Source organism: Myxosarcina sp. GI1(2024) (genome assembly GCF_053543375.1).
In genome coordinates this window covers 347817-368863 of sequence record NZ_JBKGTY010000003.1, presented here as the reverse complement: position 1 = coordinate 368863, position 21047 = coordinate 347817, and the positions used below count along the sequence as shown (strand labels likewise).

Annotated in this window: 19 protein-coding genes, 1 other RNA gene and 1 pseudogene; 13 read left to right on the top strand and 8 right to left on the bottom strand. The window is 41.5% G+C overall.

Annotation, left to right across the window (positions count from 1 at the left end):
* Window positions 1-340: 340 nt before the first annotated feature.
* Entirely contained in the window at window positions 341-1045 is a 705-nt protein-coding gene (locus tag ACLFKQ_RS15315) for a DUF4230 domain-containing protein (RefSeq protein WP_449000665.1), read from the top strand.
* Between the two features lie 14 nt (window positions 1046-1059).
* Here ACLFKQ_RS15315 and ACLFKQ_RS15310 read toward each other — a convergent pair whose 3' ends face one another.
* Window positions 1060-1497 (bottom strand): GFA family protein, encoded by a 438-nt coding sequence (locus ACLFKQ_RS15310; RefSeq protein WP_449000664.1) that lies wholly within the window; start codon window positions 1495-1497, stop codon window positions 1060-1062.
* A gap of 112 nt (window positions 1498-1609) precedes the next feature.
* Here ACLFKQ_RS15310 and rplI point away from each other — a divergent pair, with 112 nt between their 5' ends.
* Window positions 1610-2068 carry a 50S ribosomal protein L9 gene (gene rplI / locus ACLFKQ_RS15305; RefSeq protein ID WP_449000663.1) on the top strand — a complete coding sequence of 153 codons (459 nt, stop codon included), beginning with the start codon at window positions 1610-1612 and terminating at the stop codon, window positions 2066-2068.
* A 506-nt stretch (window positions 2069-2574) separates the two neighbouring features.
* Window positions 2575-4959, top strand: coding sequence for a phosphoenolpyruvate synthase (gene ppsA / locus ACLFKQ_RS15300; protein ID WP_449000662.1), 2385 nt, complete (start codon window positions 2575-2577; stop codon window positions 4957-4959).
* Between the two features lie 59 nt (window positions 4960-5018).
* Here ppsA and ACLFKQ_RS15295 read toward each other — a convergent pair whose 3' ends face one another.
* The 4 genes from ACLFKQ_RS15295 to ACLFKQ_RS15280 all read right to left on the bottom strand — a co-directional run bounded on the left by ACLFKQ_RS15295 (window position 5019) and on the right by ACLFKQ_RS15280 (window position 7800).
* Complete coding sequence (locus tag ACLFKQ_RS15295; RefSeq protein WP_449000661.1) at window positions 5019-6047, bottom strand: isochorismatase; 1029 nt, start codon at window positions 6045-6047, stop codon at window positions 5019-5021.
* A gap of 33 nt (window positions 6048-6080) precedes the next feature.
* Entirely contained in the window at window positions 6081-6731 is a 651-nt protein-coding gene (locus ACLFKQ_RS15290) for a phosphoribosyltransferase (protein ID WP_449000660.1), read from the bottom strand.
* Window positions 6732-6792: 61 nt separating this feature from the next.
* Window positions 6793-7050 carry a redoxin family protein gene (locus ACLFKQ_RS15285; RefSeq protein ID WP_449000659.1) on the bottom strand — a complete coding sequence of 86 codons (258 nt, stop codon included), beginning with the start codon at window positions 7048-7050 and terminating at the stop codon, window positions 6793-6795.
* A 255-nt stretch (window positions 7051-7305) separates the two neighbouring features.
* Window positions 7306-7800, bottom strand: coding sequence for a BON domain-containing protein (locus ACLFKQ_RS15280; RefSeq protein ID WP_449000658.1), 495 nt, complete (start codon window positions 7798-7800; stop codon window positions 7306-7308).
* Window positions 7801-8146: 346 nt separating this feature from the next.
* Here ACLFKQ_RS15280 and ACLFKQ_RS15275 point away from each other — a divergent pair, with 346 nt between their 5' ends.
* The 6 genes and pseudogenes from ACLFKQ_RS15275 (at window position 8147) to ACLFKQ_RS15250 (ending at window position 16234) form a co-directional block, all read left to right on the top strand.
* A complete protein-coding gene (locus ACLFKQ_RS15275; RefSeq protein WP_449000657.1) occupies window positions 8147-9340 on the top strand; it encodes a site-2 protease family protein in 1194 nt (397 codons plus the stop codon).
* A 99-nt stretch (window positions 9341-9439) separates the two neighbouring features.
* Window positions 9440-9955, top strand: a complete 516-nt coding sequence (locus ACLFKQ_RS15270; protein ID WP_449000656.1) for a hypothetical protein — start codon at window positions 9440-9442, stop codon at window positions 9953-9955.
* A 179-nt stretch (window positions 9956-10134) separates the two neighbouring features.
* The gene (gene rd, locus ACLFKQ_RS15265) at window positions 10135-10299 is read left to right on the top strand and encodes a rubredoxin (protein WP_449000655.1); all 165 of its coding nucleotides are present in this window, start codon (window positions 10135-10137) and stop codon (window positions 10297-10299) included.
* Window positions 10300-10758: 459 nt separating this feature from the next.
* Window positions 10759-12217 (top strand): annotated as a pseudogene (gene tnpC / locus ACLFKQ_RS15260) (IS66 family transposase).
* Between the two features lie 599 nt (window positions 12218-12816).
* Complete coding sequence (locus ACLFKQ_RS15255; RefSeq protein ID WP_449000654.1) at window positions 12817-14553, top strand: alpha-glucosidase family protein; 1737 nt, start codon at window positions 12817-12819, stop codon at window positions 14551-14553.
* A gap of 16 nt (window positions 14554-14569) precedes the next feature.
* Window positions 14570-16234, top strand: a complete 1665-nt coding sequence (locus tag ACLFKQ_RS15250; protein ID WP_449000653.1) for an alpha-glucosidase family protein — start codon at window positions 14570-14572, stop codon at window positions 16232-16234.
* 88 nt (window positions 16235-16322) lie between these two features.
* Here the strand turns inward: ACLFKQ_RS15250 and ACLFKQ_RS15245 are convergent, their stop codons facing one another.
* Window positions 16323-16700, bottom strand: a complete 378-nt coding sequence (locus ACLFKQ_RS15245) for a hypothetical protein (RefSeq protein ID WP_449000652.1) — start codon at window positions 16698-16700, stop codon at window positions 16323-16325.
* A gap of 422 nt (window positions 16701-17122) precedes the next feature.
* Here ACLFKQ_RS15245 and ACLFKQ_RS15240 point away from each other — a divergent pair, with 422 nt between their 5' ends.
* Entirely contained in the window at window positions 17123-17797 is a 675-nt protein-coding gene (locus ACLFKQ_RS15240; RefSeq protein ID WP_449000651.1) for a M23 family metallopeptidase, read from the top strand.
* A gap of 4 nt (window positions 17798-17801) precedes the next feature.
* Here ACLFKQ_RS15240 and rnc read toward each other — a convergent pair whose 3' ends face one another.
* A complete protein-coding gene (gene rnc, locus ACLFKQ_RS15235; protein ID WP_449000650.1) occupies window positions 17802-18509 on the bottom strand; it encodes a ribonuclease III in 708 nt (235 codons plus the stop codon).
* A gap of 60 nt (window positions 18510-18569) precedes the next feature.
* An RNA gene (gene rnpB, locus ACLFKQ_RS15230) (RNase P RNA component class A) lies at window positions 18570-18964 on the bottom strand.
* A 117-nt stretch (window positions 18965-19081) separates the two neighbouring features.
* Between rnpB and ACLFKQ_RS15225 the strand changes: the two genes are divergently transcribed.
* The 3 genes from ACLFKQ_RS15225 to ACLFKQ_RS15215 all read left to right on the top strand — a co-directional run bounded on the left by ACLFKQ_RS15225 (window position 19082) and on the right by ACLFKQ_RS15215 (window position 20742).
* Window positions 19082-19669, top strand: a complete 588-nt coding sequence (locus ACLFKQ_RS15225) for a DUF3611 family protein (RefSeq protein ID WP_449000649.1) — start codon at window positions 19082-19084, stop codon at window positions 19667-19669.
* A 33-nt stretch (window positions 19670-19702) separates the two neighbouring features.
* On the top strand, window positions 19703-20053 hold the full coding sequence (locus ACLFKQ_RS15220) for a DUF565 domain-containing protein (protein ID WP_449000648.1): 351 nt from the start codon (window positions 19703-19705) through the stop codon (window positions 20051-20053).
* A 494-nt stretch (window positions 20054-20547) separates the two neighbouring features.
* Window positions 20548-20742 carry a hypothetical protein gene (locus ACLFKQ_RS15215; RefSeq protein WP_449000647.1) on the top strand — a complete coding sequence of 65 codons (195 nt, stop codon included), beginning with the start codon at window positions 20548-20550 and terminating at the stop codon, window positions 20740-20742.
* Window positions 20743-21047: the final 305 nt, after the last annotated feature.

Sequence of the window (21047 nt, the reverse complement as noted above, 5' to 3'; positions counted from 1 at the left end):
GACATTGTTCTTATCCTTCTCTTATTCCTCATGCTTGCACCTGAATCCTTACTTAAAATTTAAGGTTAGCTAGTGCTAAAGATGAAAAGTGAATCATACTATCTAAACTACGGCATAGAAAATAAATATGCTTCCTATGATCAAAGTGTACATAACTGATTTTTTCTAATTAAAATACTCAGTTTTTTTTACAGTTGCTCTATTTGGGTTCAGTTAAAATTAGATCGAGCCAATTTATAGAATAGGCAGATAAAACTATAGCCAAGTACTGCTAAACTTCAATATATTTTAAAAATAATAAATTTTATTTATCTTTGCGTTTATTTTTAAAGCTTCTATCATGAATCAAACTAAACCATCAATACCGATTTGGCAGATTTTGCTGCTAATCAGCGTAGGTAGTGTTTTTGGAATTGTTTTTCTAATAATATTCGGTATTTGGCGAACGAGCGATCGCTTTTTTGAAACCGTAGAAGGATTGTTGCAACCTCAGCCTATAGTGCCGCGAACCCAACTTTCGACTGCGATCGTAGAACAACTCGAAAGCGTAAGTGAATTGACGACTACAGTTTATAGAATGGAAACCATCGTTCCTGCCTCTGCCGATCGCAAAATTGGTGAATTTTCTTTAGCTACTACCAAACTGCTATATCTGGCTCATGGTGAAGTAAAAGCAGGAATAGATTTAAGCGCAATTACGGTAAATAATATTAGCGTTACCGATAACCAAATCGATATCAGTTTGCCATCACCTCAAATACTCGACAGTAAAATAGACATCAATCGTTCTCGCGTATATAATTACAATCGCGGTTTCCTCAATCTCGGTCCTGATGTCGCACCCCAACTTCAAATCTTGGCTCAACAGCAGACTTTAGAATATATATTAAGTAGTGCTTGTCACGACGGAATTTTAAACGCTGCCAACAAAAAAGCTGCAAAAACAATTTCTCAACTACTGACAATTACCAGCGACAAAGATATCTCGATTCAAACTACACCAACTTCCGTAGAATCTTGTTTGAAGAGTGTCAATAAGAAATAAAAAATATTATTATTTTATTCATTAAGACAATGAACGACTGTTTTATCTTCGGGTAATTGTTCGTATTGGGGCAAGTCGTCGGATATTTGCCACCAGTCGGCTTTTGAGTCGGTAAAAATATGAAACTCGCGATAATTATTATCTAACTTGCCTTCACATCCAGCTATAGGCAAACCTAATAAGTTTGGTCTGAGAGGATATATCGTTACCAAGCTAGAACCGCAATTGCGACAAAAAGTTTTGATTACGTTTGGTGTCGATTGATACTGCGTTACACATTCTTCTCCCTCAAGCCATCTATAGTCTTCCTTTTTAATAACCATTCGGCTTCTAAATGCGGCTCCGTGCCATTTGCGACATTTAGAACAATGACAGTGAATTAAATTACCAGTTACGCCTCGGTATTCGTATTTAACTTTGCCGCAAAGACATTCCCCTTTCAAATTCGCCATTAGTTTGCTCGCCAATCGTACACAACTGATATAATTGTAAGTTCTGGATTATTGAAATCTTGGCGATCGAATCAAATATTAGAAATCATTAAGTAAAGTTAGGAAAGAGAAAATGTCCAAACGTGTCTCTGTAGTTTTAAACCAAGATGTTAAAAAACTAGGTAACAATGGCGATCTAGTAGAAGTTGCCCCTGGTTATGCTCGCAATTATTTAATTCCTCAAAGTTTAGCAGTTTTGGCAACACCGGGAATTATCAAACAGGTCGAACAAAGAAGAGAAAAAGAAAGACAAGAGAAGCTAGCTGAAAAACAAGCCGCTGAAAATAAAAAAGTCGCTTTCAAAACGATTGGTCTTTTGACTATACGCAAACAAGTGGGAGAAGCAGACGCAATTTTTGGTAGTGTTACCGCTCAAGAAATTGCCGATGTGATTAAAGAGCAAACTGGAATTGAAGTAGACCGCAGAGGTATTGAAGTTCCCGACATCAGTAAGACTGGAGAATATCAAGCAGAGGTTAAATTACATCCAGAAGTTTCGGCAATGGTCGATTTTCAGGTTATACCTCTTTAATTGGTTCGAGGTTATTCACGATCGCGGTTATCTAGGTAGATAAAAGAACGAGGAGAGGTTCGAGCTGTTCCTAATGCATCCTCAGTCGATCCCTTCAGCAGTTAGCACAATAGAAGGAAAATATAACACAGCAGGAGTTTGACTTGCTCGCGAAGAGTAAAGTGAACTTCTGCTTTTTTAACAACTCGCTGCACTCGAAGGAAGAGGGAAGAAGGGTAACTTCTTACCTCTTCCCTCTTCCTTCTTACCTCTTCCTTCTGTTTAATTTTTTGTCTCAAATTTACAATCTATAACTATAAAGAGATGCAAAGCTCGTGTCGGTTTGCCAATATGTTCCTGGAAATAGATTGCGAAGGTTAGCCTAATAATATAATTTCCGATAGGCTCGTCTAGATCTGGAACTAATAAGACTCAATTGAATTTTTCCCTCGCTTCTGCCACTGAAGTTATAGCTTTAGAGAAGGCAAGAATTTAGCAACGGACTAAACTTTATCTCTTTTAAATTTATGAATGAAGACAAAAATAATTCTTACACTCGTTGGTTTGCCGATCTAACCAATCAGGATGTGGAGCTTGTAGGAGGTAAGAACGCCTCTTTAGGAGAGATGATTCGTAGTCTCAAAGATGAAAAGGTGAGCGTTCCCGACGGGTTTGCTACTACGGCTGAAGCATACAGAGAATTTTTACAACATAATAATTTAACCGAACAAATTAAGTCTCAAATTGAAGCTTTAGAAAATAAACAACAGTCCTTAGAAGAAACGGGCAAAGCCATACGTCGCCTGTTTTATCAAGCTGATTTTCCCCAAGAAGTCTATCGCGCCATTCGTCAAGCTTACCGAGAACTAAGTCAGCGTTACGATACCGAAGAAGTCGATATTGCCGCTAGGAGTAGCGCCACGGCAGAAGATTTACCAGAAGCCAGCTTTGCAGGGCAACAAGAAACTTTTCTCAACGTCACGGGAGCAGAAGAAGTTTTAAATGCCTGTCGTAAGTGTTACGCATCTTTGTTTACCAACCGCGCCATTAGTTACCGCGAAGAAAAAGGATTCGACCACCTGCAAATCGCTCTTTCGGTGGGTATTCAAAAAATGGTGCGGAGCGATCGCGCCAGTGCGGGAGTCATGTTTTCCATCGACACGGAAACTGGATACCCGGATGCGGTGATTATTACTGCTGCTTGGGGTTTAGGAGAAAATGTGGTACAAGGTACGGTCAATCCCGACCAGTATACGGTATTTAAGCCTTTACTCAAAGACAATCTGCAGCCGATTATTGAAAAAACTAAAGGTAGCAAAGAGAAAAAGATGATTTATGCCACCGAAGGCAGCGAAACGACTGAAAATGTCGAAACTTCGGGTAAAGAACGCCAAGCTTTCGTGCTGAGCGATCGAGAAATTCTCCAGCTGGCTCGTTGGGCGGTGGGGATCGAATCCCACTACGGCAAGCCGATGGATATGGAATGGGCAAAAGACGGTGATACAGAAGAACTATTTATCGTCCAGGCACGACCCGAAACCGTACAGTCTCAAAAGTCTGCCAGTTCGTTGAAAACTTATAAATTGAAAGAAAAAGGCAAGGAATTACTTGCCGGATTGAGCATTGGCGAGGCGATCGCCGCTGGTAAAGTTTGTCGGGTTAAAAGTTCTCAAGATATCGATCTCGTTGAAGATAATAGCATTCTGGTTACGGAAATGACCGACCCCGACTGGGTGCCAATTATGAAACGCGTGGCGGGTATTGTTACCGATTATGGCGGACGTACCTGTCATGCGGCAATTGTCAGTCGAGAACTAGGTATTCCGGCAATTGTCGGCACGGGAGATGCTACTCGCGGCCTTGAAAATGGCACCGAAGTGACTATATCTTGTGCTGAAGGCGATCGCGGCATCGTCTATGAAGGTAAGTTGGAGTATGCTACCGAAGAAATTGACCTGGAAGAGGTTCCCGAAACTAAAACCCAAATCATGATGAATATAGCCAGTCCCGCAGCCGCGTTTCGCTGGTGGCGACTGCCAGCAGAGGGTATTGGCTTGGCACGGATGGAATTTATCATTAACAACATCATCAAGATTCATCCGATGGCTTTAGTGCATTACGACGAGTTGGAAGATAGCAACGCTTGGCGACAAATTCGCGACATAACTCAAGGTTATGAAGACAAACGAGACTATTTTGTGGAAAATTTAGCTCAGGGTATCGGTAAAATTGCCGCTTCTCAATATCCCCATCCCGTAATCGTCCGCATGAGCGATTTTAAAACCAACGAATACGCTAACTTAATTGGCGGACAGCAGTTCGAGCCCAAAGAAGACAATCCCATGCTGGGGTTTCGGGGTGCTTCTCGTTACTACAGCGATCGCTATCGTGAGGGATTTGCCTTAGAATGTCGTGCTATTAAGCAAGTAAGGGAAAAACTCGGTTTTGACAATGTAATTATCATGATTCCTTTTTGCCGCACCCTTGAAGAAGCCGATAAAGTATCGCAAGTATTGGCAGAAAATGGCTTAAAACGTGGGGAAAATGGCTTGCAAGTTTATGTAATGTGCGAAATTCCCTCTAATATCGAGCTGGCTGAGGCGTTTTCCGACCGTTTCGATGGCTTCTCCATCGGTAGTAACGATCTAACTCAGCTAGTTTTGGGAGTAGACCGAGATTCAGCCGAACTTTCCCATCTATTTGACGAACGCAACCTAGCGATTAAACGCATGATTTGCCGTCTAATCGATACTGCTAACAAAAAAGACCGTAAAGTAGGGATTTGCGGACAAGCACCCAGCGATTATCCGGATTTTGCTGCTTTTCTAGTAGAAGCAGGGATCGATTCGATGTCTCTCAATCCCGATAGTGTGATTCAAGTCAAGCGGCGCGTAGCAGAAGCCGAACAGTAGGGGCAAATGGCGATTTGCCCCTACTTTTGTGGGCGTTATGGGCGAATATTAATTTGCATCTACAACCAACTGGCGACCGCCTCGGTGGACTTAACTCGGTGCATTCCGGCACTAGCAAAGCGTTCGAAGGCGATATCGGCGCGATCGCTAAAGTCAACTCCGTCGGGAACGACTATGGGTGAGGTGCAGTCTTCTAGCAAATAGACTTTTTCTGCTAGTTTGGGGTTTCGTGCCTTAATTTCTTCTAGTAAGTTATCTACCGTCCAAGCCACACAATGGCTCTGTGCCTGTCCGGCAATAATCAGCAGATCGAAGCTCAATAACTTATCGAGAAATGAAGCATTCTTTTGAGCGATCGCTTTGCCATTATGGTCTTTTAATACTTCAGGCTGAAGTACTGAGTAGTTTTCCGTTAGGGGATTATCGCCCTTGAGTTCGAAATGAGTCGGGCTATTACGGGCAAAGTTATGAAAAAAACAGGCAGATTGGAGTGCGGAAACTACAGCATGACTAGTTCCCCCTAAAATTGCGTGATAGGGCCAAACAATTAGGGGATACTTACTGTCTAAGTTAAGCTTTCTGACATAATGCTTGGCGTAATCTTGCAGCCAAGAATAATCTCCCTGGCTGATGTAGGGAGCTACTGCGGGATTGACCTGCCAGATTCCCCGTTCCACATCTTCAACTGAAATTTCTGTCATTGGCGATGGTGGTTGCCCAGTATCGTCTATCCAAAATATGGGATGAAAAATTTGCATGGCGCTATGAGTATCCATCGTCACCATAATTTCAGTTATTACACCCAAATTACGATAGATAAATTCGCACAACCGCACGTTGTCTTCTACTGCCGCAGTGCCCGATTTACCTCCAACAAAAAGTTCGTAACCGGGAATACAAAAGGTATTTTGTACGTCGTTCGCCAACAGACCAATTTTAATTTTATCTTCGCTGGCAGGTTGGAGGTGATGCTGTTGCGCCCAGTTTTTGGCTTCTGTGGTTAGGGTTTGATAGGGAACTTGCCAGACTTCTCCTACCGTTGAGGAATCAAAATGTGGGGGTATTGGCAGTTGGGTTTGAGTCTTCATAGCTTAGAGAATTAGAGAAAAAGGAATTGGCTTTTAGTTATCGTCTTTGCTTGCCGCTCGCTCGAGTAGCTCTACGATTTCTTCATCCGTCGTTGGTGGAAAGTTTCTGTACCACAAACCGACGGCAAAGAAAGGTTTGGGGGTTTTTACACAGATGATGCGATCTGCTTTAATTAAAGTCTTATCGCAGGTTTCGGGGGCAGCTACAGCTACAGCGGCAATAACTTGTTTGGGATTTTGCTGTTTGATGGCTGTGACAGCAGCATTCATGGTCGCACCAGTTGCTAAACCATCATCCACTAAAATTACCGTGCGCTCGTTGACAGCTAATGGGGGTCGGTTTGCACGATAAACCCGTTCGCGGCGTAATAACTCTTTTTCTTCTGAGGCGACTACTCGAGCGATCGCTTGTTGGTTCAAGTTCAGACGAGCAACTAATTCATCATTGATAATCTGAATGCCACCACTGGCGATGGCTCCCATAGCTAATTCTTCATTTCCAGGCACACCTAACTTGCGCACTAGTAAAACGTCTAATGGCGCATTGAGAGCTTGGGCGACTTCAAACGCTACAGCAACGCCACCACGAGGCAAACCAAGCACTAAAATGTCATTATGGTCGGCATAGACCATTAACTTTTTAGCTAGCTGGCGACCAGCATCTGTTCGATCTCGAAACAACATTGGTTCGTCGCAGTTGTCCTTCAATTAGTTTGTTTATAACAGTTTCTACTATAGTTTTGCCCTAAGCATCCATAACAAAAGGATCGTTAACCGAAACACAAGCGATCGCATCTATGTCGTGGTGCTTAATTTCGTCTGCTTGTTGAACAAAGCCTGGTAGATGTTTGTCGGAACAAGCAGGAGTAAACGCTCCCGTAACTGCTACCAATACTACTTTTTTATCGGCGAAAAGTTTGTCTGTGGATACTTCTTGGGGTTCTCCAGAACTAAACTTTGACAGATTGGTCGAGGGAATGCGGTCGTCTACGGAAATAATCATCAACTTTTGCCCCAAAATAGACCGTTTATGAATGTTTATCGCGAAATTTGGTGCTTTTTATTTTTCTTGCTTTTTTACCAAAATCTTTTCAGCAATTTGCTTACGCCTCAAAGATTTAAACAATTACTGATAACTAATGGCAAGTGCAGCGGGCAGCTATCTCTCCCTGCCATTTTTCAAAGAAATAAGCTCTCCGCTGCTTTGCATAACATTGTTTAATATGCCAGCACTATTGCCTAGTTATCTACTAGTTATCTATGATGCTTTTTTCTCTAAACCGAGATTGAAAGTAACCTCGCGAACACCAGGAATGGCTTTAGTTTTTTCGACTAGCTCCTCGGCTGTATTTTTGTCTTGAACTCTTCCTGATAGTCGAACAGAACCGTTAGCGACACTGATAATCACATTATCGCCAGAATAACCCTCGATAGTCTCTTGGATAGTGCTATCATCGACGGGCATTTGGTCGGGTCTAGTTTGCTCGATATGCTCGATACCGCTATAGTGACCTCCGTCGGGAGTCAATTTAAGCTTTTCCTCAAATGCCTGTTGTTCTTCCGTTAGAGCGCGGTCGCTAGCCCCTAAAGCTGCAATGTTGGTGGTTGCCAAAGCAGGTAGACTATTAAAGTAAGTAAAAAGTACTACTCCTGCTAAGATCGCTAGGGAAGTTATTCTACGTCTTACACTACTGAAATATAAAAGTAACGCGATCGCTACAAATACGAGTGGATAAATAAAATTAAAATTCATATTTTTTGTGACCTCCTCGAGCGAGTATCGAAAAAAATCTAACTAACTTTAGATTTAAATTTTGTACTTAATCTCTATTGCAGGATAATTTTTAAAATTATTCATCCTTCAAAAGATAGGAAAATAGTTATTTATGGGTTATCAGTCGAAATTACTAGCAAGAGCTAAGTTTTAATCTCCACCCCATGGTAGACCAGTAATTCGGCTTAACTTAGTTAACTTTAAATTAGAGAAAAAACCAAATTAATTATATTTTGTATTACAAAGTAGTCTAAAAGCAGAAGTTTACGGGCTACTAGTAGAGATAAATTTTGAATATTAATTAAGCTATTTATACGGAGGAAATATGCAAGGATTTAGATTGGGCAAGATTTTCGGTTTTGAAATTCGTGTCGATCTATCGTGGCTACTAATTTTCTTTTTAATTTTGTGGACTTTGACGGTAGATTTATTTCCGTTTAACTACCCGGGACTTCCTGAAAATACCTACATAATTATGGGTACGGTAGGAACTCTCTTGTTTTTTACGTCTTTATTACTACACGAACTGTCCCATTCTTTGGTGGCAAGAACTAAAGACATTCCTGTAGAAGGAATTACTTTATTTGCCTTTGGCGGCGTGTCACGTACGCGTATGGATGCTGAAACTCCTGGAGATGAGTTTCAAATTGCAGTAATAGGACCTCTAACCAGTTTGGCACTATCTGGTTTATTTGCCCTCATTTCCTATTTTGGGCAAACTAACGGTTGGAGCATTGTTATTACTGGTGTTGCCGCTTATCTTTCCTGGATTAACCTGATTTTAGCTATCTTTAACCTACTACCTGGATTTCCTCTCGATGGCGGACGACTATTTCGCTCGGCTGTTTGGAAATTCACCAATAATTTGCAGACTGCTACTCGGGTTGCTTCCATTGGTGGCAGAATTTTAGGCTTCGGTTTAATTGCTTTTGGTTTCTGGCAGTTGTTCAGTCCCGTACCCAATTTTATTGGTGGACTGTGGCTGATTTTAATCGGTTGGTTTTTAAATAATGCAGCAGAATCTAGCTATCGCGAACTAGTATTAAGAACTACCCTAGAAGGCTCTCGCGTTAGTGAAGTGATGACTCTAGAACCCGAAACAGTGCCAGCCAATTTGAATTTACAAGAGTTGATGGACAACTACTTCTTCAATCGCTACTATCAGTCTTTTCCGGTAATTGAAGACGATCGCCCCATCGGGATGATTACTCTCAATCAAGTAAAAGGTGTATCGAGACAAAACTGGGGACAGCATACGGTTAAAGAAATGATGATTCCCCTTGAGGAAAACATTGCCATCGCGCCACAAGCAGACATGACCACTGCTCTATCTCAAATGCAAGAAGTGCGATCGCGTCGGCTGTTGGTTACCGATAATGGTAATTTAGCCGGTATTATCTCGGCGACAGATATTGCTAACTGGCTGCGACGACAACAAGAATTTGGCGATTCTCTACCTCAAAAAAGAGTCTTTAAAAAATCGCAACCACAACAAGTAAGCCAAATTCCTTCTAGTTAACTAGAATGTCATATCTTTTTGGCGATCGTTAAAATACGACCTAGCTACGGGCGATCGCCTAGTAAACTCTCAATTTTATTGTCGATCGCAAAACGAATCATGAACTATTTAATTGCAGTTTTAGAAACTAAACAAGAAGCAGAAGCAGCCGCTTATGCTTTGAAGAAAAATAATATACCCACCGAAAACATAACTATTATCGGTGAAGGTTACCAAAGTGCCGATGATTTCGGCTTAATTAACCCCAATCGTCAAGCCAACAAAGGAGCGAAAAAGTTAGCCTATTGGCTGATTCCCTTTGGTTTTGCTGCAGGCTATGCCTTTAATGTACTGACGGGAATTCATATTTTTCCTGGTGATAACTCTTTAATTGACCATATAGCTGGTGGAATCTTAGGCGCAGCTTCTGGCGCGTTTGGAGCTTTTGTCGTCGGTGGTGGAGTCGGCTTGACTACAGGCAGTGGCGATGCACTTACCTATCGCAATCGTCTTAACGAAGGCAAATACATTATTGCTGCCAAAGGTACGGAAAGTTTAGTTCGTCAGGCAACTAGAGTGCTGCGTCAGTTCGAACCCGAATACATTCAAGGATATGAAGAACCCGTAAATGCCTAAATTAACTATTGTAGAGGCGAATTTTCATTCGCCTTTAAGAGAATTTATCTTTAAAAGTCGAAAACTAAGTGGGTGGGCATATTTATCACTTGCCAACGAGTAAATAAATAAGAGAAATTATCCTAATTGAGGTTCTACAATTAATTACACCTACCCACTTGTAGTAAGACAAAATTAAAATGCAAAAATACATTTGTATGGTTTGTAATTATATTTACGATCCTGCTGAAGGAGATCCCGATTCCGGAATTGACCCAGGCACACCTTTTGAAAAGATTCCAGATGATTGGTCTTGTCCTCAATGTGGTGCGACAAAATCCCAATTTGAACTCTACGAAGAATAGCCACTATATTGCAGGCAATAGCCTGCAAAGGTAAAGTATAGGACGACCGACTGTTGTTTTTTGCTATTCTCTATTCTCAAACAAAGTCATTAGTAACTACCTGGACATGATTAATTAATAAATGATGCTTTTCTTGCCGTATTCAGGGCAGCATGAATTTTGCTCCATCAATTTTATATTATATAAAGAACGGGGGGCGAGACAGCGGAAAGGTAGTAGTTATAGAAAAGGATAATTTTTGATACTATGTGTAATTGATTGAAAAGAACGGTTTTTAAGCATTAATAAGCACTTGAAAAATTATTATCCAAACTAGCAAAGACTGTTCCAGAAAAAAACAAAGACTGTTCCAGAAAAAAACAAATAGTCTAAATTATTTGTTTTATATTATTTTAAATCCAGGTAAGGATTCAGGTATCAGGGTTGACAAAAAGGAAAAAGAGATTAAAGTAGCCAATAATGAGCGAAGCTAATCACCCCTTCAAAGCCGAAGAACTGCGCCAGTTGTCCAATGAGAAACTGGCAGAAATCGTGACTACCCAACAAAAGCTGATTGAGAAGCTAGAAAAAAGAATAGAACAACTGGAACAGAGCCTCAACCTCGACAGCCAAACCTCATCGAAACCCCCTTCAACTGACTTGCTGAAAAAAAGCGAGAGAAAACCAGAAGTAGGGTTGGAAGAAGCCAAAAAAGAGACAAAAAGAAAACCAGGAGGACAACCAGGACATCAAGGGAAGACGAGAAAAGGATTTGGGCGTGTAGACCGCTACGAAGTATTGAAACCGACCATCTGCTCCAACTGTGGAAATCAACAATGGAAGACTAAGGGGGTACGAGTAGATACTCAACAGGTAGCCCAGTTGGTGGCAAAACCGATACAAGTCGTAGAGTACCAACGTCATCACTGTCAATGCGGCAAGTGTGGAGCAATAGAGGCAGCTCGACGGTCTCCCACAATGATTCCAGGTCAAGACTTGGGAGTCAGACTACAGGGGTTACTTTCCTGGCTGGGAAACTATGCTCATATGTCCTATGCTAAACAGCAAGAACTGTTGTGGGAACTGGGAGCAATAGAAATTAGTAGGGGAACTTTAGTTGCCACCAATGAACGAACGAGTACAACAAGCGAGTATCAACAGTGTTGAAGGGTTGAAAAAGTCGATTAATTCAGAGCATCCTCCTCTACATTGTGACGAAACCCCCTGCTCAGTTAAAGGAGTCAAAGAATGGCTCTGGGTTTTAGCTGGGTCAGAGTTCTGCCTGTTTCATGCCGGCGATACTAGAAAACGCAGAGAATTGGAAGCTGTATTAGGAGTATTCTATGATGGAGTTTTGATTAGCGACGATTTTAGTGTCTACAACGGCTATTCAGTAGCAGGACAACAAAAGTGTTTGGCTCATCTACGTCGTCATTTTCAAAAACTGTTAAAGACTAAAGGGGTAGATAACCAAGAAATTGCTACCACCTTTCTGTCTCTAATTGATGAGGCATTTAAGCAACATCGGGTTTGGCGACAGACCCATCAGGAAAGCCACTATCGAGATTGGGCAGAGGATTTCCGAAGGCGAGTGACTAGCGCAATTAAGACTTGGCTCAAGAATGCTGGTCATGAAGCTGGAAAACTGCTACGTTCGCTGCGTGATAAGGCGGAGCAATGGTGGTATTTTCTGACACATCCTCAGATACCCCCCGACAATAATCTAGCTGAACGATGTTTGAGAACTGCTGTAACCAAGCGGAAAGTTTGTGGTGGCTCTCGTTCCATCGAACGGTTTCAACATACAGCCAACCTGCTGAGTGCAATTCAATCTTGTCGTTTGCAAGGACGTTCGGTGATTACTTTTTTTCAACAGACTTTACAAGCTACAGTTGGACATTGTTCTTATCCTTCTCTTATTCCTCATGCTTGCACCTGAATCCTTACAAATCCAGATGTTTTCTAGCTTTTTTTTATATGTCGAATGTGACGTTTACTCTAATTTATCTCATTTAGCAAAAGTGCTGAGAGCCTTGAAATCTACAAAGTAATAAGAAACATTTAGTTTAAGGTACAATCGTTAAAAACTATCTTGCTATAGTTTTCTTATGGTTTTTTGCGAGAGTATTAGAGCTATTTTAGAGATTGTTTATAAAGTAAAACTTAAGACGAATATAACGTTTAATTTTGTTGGGTTACAGCGAATAGCAACTAGAAAAATACTCACCTAACCCAACCTACACAAGCATTTAATTTTTGTTTAACAAACACTCTCTTATATTCAAACGTTACAAAAGTAAGTATATTTACCGATTAAAAATAACAAGTCCGTATTTTTCAGTTATATCTTTTAGTGTTATTCGTTCTTTATATGGGTCGATAAACCTTTATAAAAGCCATTTATAACTCGAGAAAGATGAGTGGGGATCGTTACGGTTGTCAAAATAGTAAATATGTTGAAATCGATTTTCGATCTAAATCGAGTTAGCAAGTTTATTTTTTTCGCAATATCAATCATTTTAATTTATGCTCGGCACAATGAAAAAACCTAATGTTAAATGGTGGAAAAATCCTGTAATAAATCGTAGAGCTTGGACGTGGGAAGATGCCAATAATCAACAGCATAATGGTCATTGGTGGCAACACGCAGTAATCTATCAAATCTATCCTAGAAGTTTTCAAGATACTACGGGTAATGGGATTGGCGACCTCAATGGCATTATCGCCAGAATGGACTATATTGCTTCTTTGGGAGTAGACGCCATTTGGCTATGTCCGATCTTTGAATCTCCGATGGAAGATATGGGCTATGATATTACCGATATGCGAGATATCGATCCGGTGTTTGGAGATATCGGAGATTTCGATCGCCTGTTAGAGATTGCCCACGACTTTGGCATTAAAGTTTTGATCGATGGAGTTTGGAATCATACCTCAGACAAGCATCCTTGGTTTGTTGAAAGTCACAAAAACCGCGATAATCCCAAAGCAGACTGGTACGTTTGGGCAGATGCTAAACCAGACGGTTCGCCACCCAATAACTGGATCTCGGCATTCATGGGTAAAAGTGCCTGGGAGTGGGATGAAGTGCGTCAGCAGTATTATTTCTATAATTTTCTTCCCAGTCAACCAGAACTCAACTGGCACAATCCCGAAGTAGTCGATGCCATTCTCACCCGCGCCGAATTTTGGCTCGACCGCGGTATCGATGGTTTTCGCCTCGATGCAGTAAATTTCTACGTTCATGACAAGCACCTACGGGATAATCCCGTTAGACCTGAAAACGGAGTGTTTCCCGATGGAGTCGATCGCGATAATCCGATGGTCGAACATATGTTTCAATACAACTTCTGTCGTCCCGAAAATCTCGAAGCTCTCAAACCAATTCGGGAGTTATGCGATCGCTATGGAGATGCAGTTACTATGGGAGAGGTGACTCTCTGTGAAGATTCCATTACCCTATCGGGTAACTATGTCAAAGGAAAAGACCGCCTGCATTTAGCTTATAACAGTGCCTTAATGGCAGAAGAACCCATGAGTGCTAAACTCATGCGCGAAACCGTCAAACGAGTACAGCAACATTTCCCCGAAGGCGGACAGTGCTGGATGGTAGGCAATCACGATTATGGTCGTCTGCGATCGCGCTGGACGGGAGTAGACGCTGAGGGACAACCCTATCCCGATAAATTTTATTATGCGATCGCCGCTTTATTATTATCCCTACCAGGGGCTCTCTGTCTCTATCAAGGAGACGAACTGGGTTTGAGCGAGGCGAAAATTCCCAAAGATATTCCCGAAGAAAAAATCCAAGACCCCTTCGGTCAAGCACTCTATCCTACCGTACCAGGTCGCGATGGCTCTCGTACCCCCATGCCTTGGGAAGCCGACCGACCCCATGCTGGCTTTACCGATAGTGAGGAGCCTTGGTTGCCAATTCCCAAAAAACATCTCGCACAAGCAGTAGATCGACAAAACGCCGATCCTGATTCTTTACTCAATACTTGGCGCAAATTACTCCACTGGCGCAAACAACAACCAGCCTTAATCGCCGGTAACTTCGAGTTAATCAATACTCCAGAACCCGTACTGGGATTTATCCGAGAATATGCCGAACAGCGTTTGCTATGTCTGTTCAATCTCAGCGACGAGCCAGTAAAATACGATTTGTCATTTTACGATGAGTATACACCAGAAACCAGTTTGGGTTTTGAGAGCAAAATTTGGCAAGATGTTTTAGAGCTTCCCGAATATGGAGTCTTTTTTGCCAATTTGTAGCTATAAAATCAAACGTATGAACTCAGCTTTAGATCCACAGTCTCAAACTCGTCAATGGTGGCGCAGTGCAGTGATTTATCAAGTCTATCCTCGTAGCTTTTTTGACAGTAACGGGGATGGCATTGGCGATTTACAGGGAATTATCCAAAAACTAGATTATATTGCAGCCCTAGGAGTCGATGCAGTTTGGATTTCACCTTTTTACAAGTCTCCGATGAAAGATTTTGGTTACGATATCGAAGACTACTGCGCTGTCGATCCAATTTTTGGCACTATAGAAGATTTTAAATTATTAACCAAAGAAGCAAAGCAGCGCGGACTCAAAATTCTCATCGATCAAGTTTGGAATCATACCTCTAATCTACATCCTTGGTTTGTCGAAAGTCGTAGCAGTAGAGACAACCCTAAAGCAGACTGGTATGTGTGGGCAGATCCCAAACCCGACGGTACCCCGCCGAGTAACTGGCTGGCTACCTTTGGTGGCAGTGCTTGGACTTGGGACAAACAGCGACAGCAGTACTATCTGCACAACTTTCTCGCCGAACAGCCAGACCTCAACTGGTACAATCCAGAGGTTAAAGAAGCAATTTTAGAAGTGGCTAAATTTTGGTTAGATTTGGGAGTTGATGGCTTTCGCTTGGATGTAGTTAATTTCTTTTTACACGATCGCACTCTCAAAGACAATCCTCCTCGTCCCAAAGGCATTCCCCTTCCCGACGGTGCATCACCGAAAGATCCCTTTTTCTCGCAATTAAATCTTTACAATTTTTGCCAACCTGAAATTTTTCCGTTACTGGAAGAGATTCGCCAATTGATGGATAGCTACGCCGACACTACTACCTTGGCAGAAATTAGCTCGGCTGAAGATGGCATTTTAACCGCTAGTGAATACGTACGGGGCAACAATAGATTACACATGGCTTATAACTCCTCTCTAATGAGTGACGAACCTTTAAGCTATGAAAAAATGCAAGAGTTAATCGCACGGGTAGAGGAACTATTTGCCGATGGGGTAATTTGCTGGACTGGTGGCACCCATGATTTTCCTCGTCTTAAGTCACGCTGGCGTAAGTTTCAGATCGATGACGAATTTAGCCATGAAGCTTTCGACCATATGTTTGCCGCACTGATACTATCTCTTAGGGGCAGTTGCTGTATCTATCAAGGCGACGAACTAGGGCTGACACAAGCCCATGTTCCTTTAGAAAAGATGCAAGATCCTTTTGGTTTGGCAGGATATCCTTCTATTCTTGGCAGAGATGGCTCTCGTACTCCCATGCCCTGGCAAAAAGAAGCCCCCAATGCTGGATTTACTGAGGCTCACGAGCCTTGGCTGCCCGTCTCTGAAGAACACCTCCATCATGCTGTAGAACTTCAGGAAACTCACCACAATTCTCTACTGAATAAATACCGTCGTCTGATCGAATGGCGCAAACAGCAACCAGCCCTACTCTGGGGAGATTTAATTTTACTCGACACTGAAGAACCTTTACTGGGATTTATTCGTAAATCTGAAGAGCAACAATTACTTTGTTTATTTAATCTCAGTCCCGCTCCTCTTCGTTACGATTTGTCTAATTATCCCCATTGTGTCGAAGCTGATGAGGTAGATTTTCATAATCGCCAATACGATAGCACAGTAGAGATTCCTGGCTATGGAGTATTTTTTGGTTGTCTTTGACCAATTTTCTGAGAGCTTTTGGGGTTAATAATAATCTAAAATCTAATCGGCGATTGTCGCACTAAGGAAATAGTAGTAAAAAAGTTTATTAGTCGCGATCTCGATTACCCAGAGCCAATACTCCTGCGATCACACAGCTAATAATGCCCAAACTAATTGCCCAACTAGTACTGCCAAAGCTAAGGTCGATTAGCCAGTCGGTAACTGCTCCTGCAATTAAAAAGGGCACGATACTGAATACCGAAGCGTAAAAAGCATTTTGAGAGTCTCGAGCCTGCTGAGTCTCTTGATATTCTTTCATCGTATAAAGCGAGCGCTCGGCAAAATTAAACCACCTGCTCAATTGCTTAGTAATCCAATTCTTGACTTTAGGAAAGCTAACATACAGTGCCAGCGACCACAAACAACTTCCGGCGATCGCTACAGTGTCTAATTCAAAGGTAAATGGCAAGACTTTTAGTTCCATAGTCTTTAAGGGAGTTATAAAGGTTTTCAACCAGATCGAAGCTTGAGAGTTGTTGTACTCCAATTACCCAAAAAGTCGAGCAACCCAATAAATTTAAATAATTTCATCTGTTTTGGAAAATTTTAACAAAACTCTGACCGCAATCTTAACTTTTATCTGTAATACTAATGTTGGTAATAATACTTATCAGACTCTTGCTCGTCAGTAAATTTAATAGTATATTGGAGTGACTAAATTACTAAATGGCGATCGCTTGGAGCGATTAACAAGTCGAACGCTATCTGATGATTTAATTAGTACTCACTCATCTATTTATTTCTTGCAGCTTGAGAAGCTTAGTTGGTAGCTCTTGCCCTAAGTAAATTTGTCAAAGTTAAATTTATATTTGTTTCTCTAAAATACAGATGAGCTATAAATTCAGAGTGAAATGGTACCGTCTGCTGCTGATTGCAGTTACAACCTTTTTGTTATTTATAGGCTTAGAGAATCTTAGCTTCAGACAAATTCAAGCGTCCACTGTACCTAATTATCGACCTGTTTTTCAACATATTGCCAGTGCGATTTGGCAACACGGTTCTTTTCCAGTAGAAAATTTTCAATCATACACCTCTCCTTTCGGCTATCGTATTTCTCCTATTGATGGTAAGCCTCAGTTTCACAACGGTTTAGATCTGGCGGCTCCTCGAGGAAGCTACGTTCGCAGTTGGTGGACGGGAAAAGTAACTAAGGTATCAAACGATCCTACTTGCGGAACTTCTTTAACTATAGAATCTGGCACTTGGAAACATTCCTACTGTCATTTAGAAGGTCATGTAGAAAGGGACAACGCAGGTGCTTACATGATCGATCACCATGGAGGCGTAAAAATCTTACAAGGACAAGAAATTCCCGTCGGAGCCAGAATTGGACGCATTGGTATGACGGGACGCACTACAGGACCCCATCTCCATTGGGTTCTGAAGTACAACGGGGATTATGTCGATCCGGCACTCGTGTTAAAAGAAATGTTTAAAAACCAGACAGTTTCTAGCTCGGCTCCTCGAGCAGCAAGGCTGATTTCCTCGGCAATTTCGCCCAGAAAACTGCCACCACAATAAAAACTTAGTTGTTGCCAAATGCCAAAAAAGCTGCTTTTGCCGCTGCCTGTTCTGAAGCTTTCTTGGAACGACCCTTACCGGTTCCCAAACAACGATTTTGCAACCATACTTCAGCCGTAAAGCGATCGCTATGAGAGCGAAAAGATTTGTTTTCCCTAACGCGATACTCGGGTAAGACTTTATACTTACTCTGAGTCCATTCCTGCAAGGCATCTTTATAGTTTTGCCGTGCGGGGTCTTTTCTAACCTCTACTGCTTTATCTAGTAACGCTTCATCCAACCAGGGACGAATCAACTCCATATTGTTGGTGCTCAAATATAATGCCCCTAAAATAGCTTCAAAAGTATCTGCTAACCAAGACTGTCTGGTTACTGGATTACCCGTAACATTGGCACCAATGAGCAAATATGGTTCGATACCATAAGTTTCTGCTAGTTCCGCTAACAAGCGATCGCTGACTAAAATCGAACGAATTGCAGCAAATTCACCGACCTTTTCCTGGGGGTAAGTTTCCAATAATAGTTCGGCTGCAACTAGACGAATTACCGCATCTCCGACAAACTCTAGCTGTTCGTAATTGTGAGTAGTAGAAATGCTCGGATGAGTAAGTGCCAAATCCAACAACGACCAGTCAACCGATTCAGTAGCTGGTACTCCCAATTTTTGAAGCAGGATTTGGAGTTGTTTTTGGCGTCGTGGATCGGCAAACATTGAAACGAGAAGAAGCTATCGAAAGTCGAGCAAGATATCGGTCGCTCGCTCATCAAAACTAGAGAGAGTAGGACGTAAGCTGGATTCTGTTCTCACCAGTCAAGGTGAGGGCGGTTATCTATCTAGGATGCCTGTTACCAGACACCTCTGGCGGTTCACCTCAAACGGGACTGGAAAAAGACCAACCATAGTCCCTTCGACCTTGCTCCCAACCGGGGTTTACCGAGCCAGTACCTCTCGATACTGCTGGTGCGCTCTTACCGCACCTTTGCACCCTTACCTGTTGGCGATCGGCAATTGATATTTATCGTCGATCGAACAGGCGGTATTTTTCTGTGGCACTATCCTCGCGATCGCTCGCACTGGGAGTTACCCAGCAAGTTCGGTCTTTTGGGAGTCCAGACTTTCCTCAGATTTCTCTCAATGAGTAGATCTGCAACCGCCTCGCCTACTCTCTCCTTTATATATTTTATTATTAAACTTCAAGTTTGAATAAGTTTTATCAACTATTTTGTTCGAGAAAGGTTAGGCTAAACAGTATTAAGTGTTTTAATTTACAGCAAAACTTAATTATGAATAGAAACACAGAAATTACTCCTTTTGAAGAGCGTTCTTCTCGAGCTACTAAATCTCCTAAGATACGTCGTGTATATAAATCTCTAAAATGGGCTGGTCTAACTGGTTTTTGGGTACAGTTGGTTTTGGGAGTAGTTTCCACTGTGATGTTACTTCTAGCTATTATTAACCAAACCGAAAGAAGTAATCCTGGAACTGGTTTAAGTCTCTTTGCTGCCGTTTGTGGTTTGATTTGCCTAATCGTATCGATTTACTTTTCTTTTCGATATGGCAAAATGTCTCAACGTTTGCAGCGAAATACTACTCCCCCCAAAAAATCGACTACCATTAAAACGATTAAAATTGGTTTGATGGTCAATTTGACAGGAATGCTCTTAACTATTATTGGTGCAGAAGCGATCGCCGGAATCGTCTTGTCGAAGATCTTAGCCTTCGATCCGGCAAGAATTTTTAATAATCAAACCAACACCCAGTTCGTCAATTCCCTCGACTTGTTTATCATCCAAGCTAATACCAACATTATTGCGGCTCATTTTGCGGGATTAGCCTCATCCTTGTGGTTACTCAGTCGTATAACTGAATAAAATTTAGCTAACTAATTCAATCTGCTAAATATCGTGCAACGTACTCGACTCTCTACTCTAATCGACACAGCTAGCACTCAATTGGGAACTTTGTTTAGCAATCCCTGGCGCAGAATTGCGCTGAACTTAATTAGTCTCTTGATGGGATTTTTTATGGGTTCGGCAATTGCTACCACAGCAGGACAAGATGCGGTATGGGACGTACCAGCCGCAGGAGTACTCTTGGTTTTTACCGAAGTAACTAGCCGTGCGGTTTATCGTCGTCGCGACCGCGCCAGCACTTCCGAACCTGTTAGGCGATCGCTTTTGATTGACGTGCTCAATTTATTTAAAATCGGTCTTACCTATAGTTTATTTGTAGAAGCTTTCAAGTTAGGCTCTTAAATAATAATTACAAGTTTATAATTGTTTCACTCGACAATTTTTCAAATCAATTGCTATTTATTCGATCTAAGCTGTTAGATAAATAGTAATTTCATTTTAGTTAAAAAGATAGGTAAGACAAAAAAACAGAATAATGGGGCGATTGCTCATCCAATCCCTCAAAAGCAACCTTCGCAGACAACATCTTCAAAGAAAAGAACTTGTTTCTTGAAAAATTTTAAAGTAGCTATAAGCTTTAAGCCAACTTGAAAACTATTAAACAATTTATTTCTTACAAAAATTTACTGTCTTGCTAGTTTTTACCGTTTACGAACAAAAATTAGTTAGATAGAATGAAGCAAGTTTAAAAAACAAGTATAAGTATAAATTAAATGTTATTTTTATATTTATTTGTTTGCTGTAGTTATTTTAGTTTTCTATTATTGCTAGTAGCTAGGGATAAAAAATCATCTTTTAAAAATCCAATTCATTTAAAAGTAGCAATATTAGCTTCAATGTTTTGGCCTGTAGCAATACCATTATCATTACTAGAATTAAAAACTAAAGCCAACAAAAAAGCCAGAGATAAAGCTTTTACCGCTAGCTCTCAGACTCTATCTCTGTCTAACGGCGAAATTAGATATATTAAAGCCATCGAACAGACTGAGGAATCGACCAAAAACACTTCCTCACCAGCTTATGGCAAATAATAAAAACATTCGATCGCCACGATACTCAATCAGCAGCTCTATAAGAATAGACAGAAAAAAGTCAAATTAGGCAATAGGGAACCCAATTTTTTCTGGTTCCAAACTTCAAACTTTTCGAGAGATTCAAAATCAGAGATTACTCCGTGCTCTCGACGGCCGAGCCTATCTTGGGCAGCATTCTCTTGCTAGGTCGGCTTGCGTTCTTTGAGGAAACCTCAAAAGCGTTCCGAACTCTGAAGGCGGCACGGTGAAAAAGTGCGGTCTTGGGGGTTACCTCCATGAGCAACTGCTGAACCCTTTAGGAG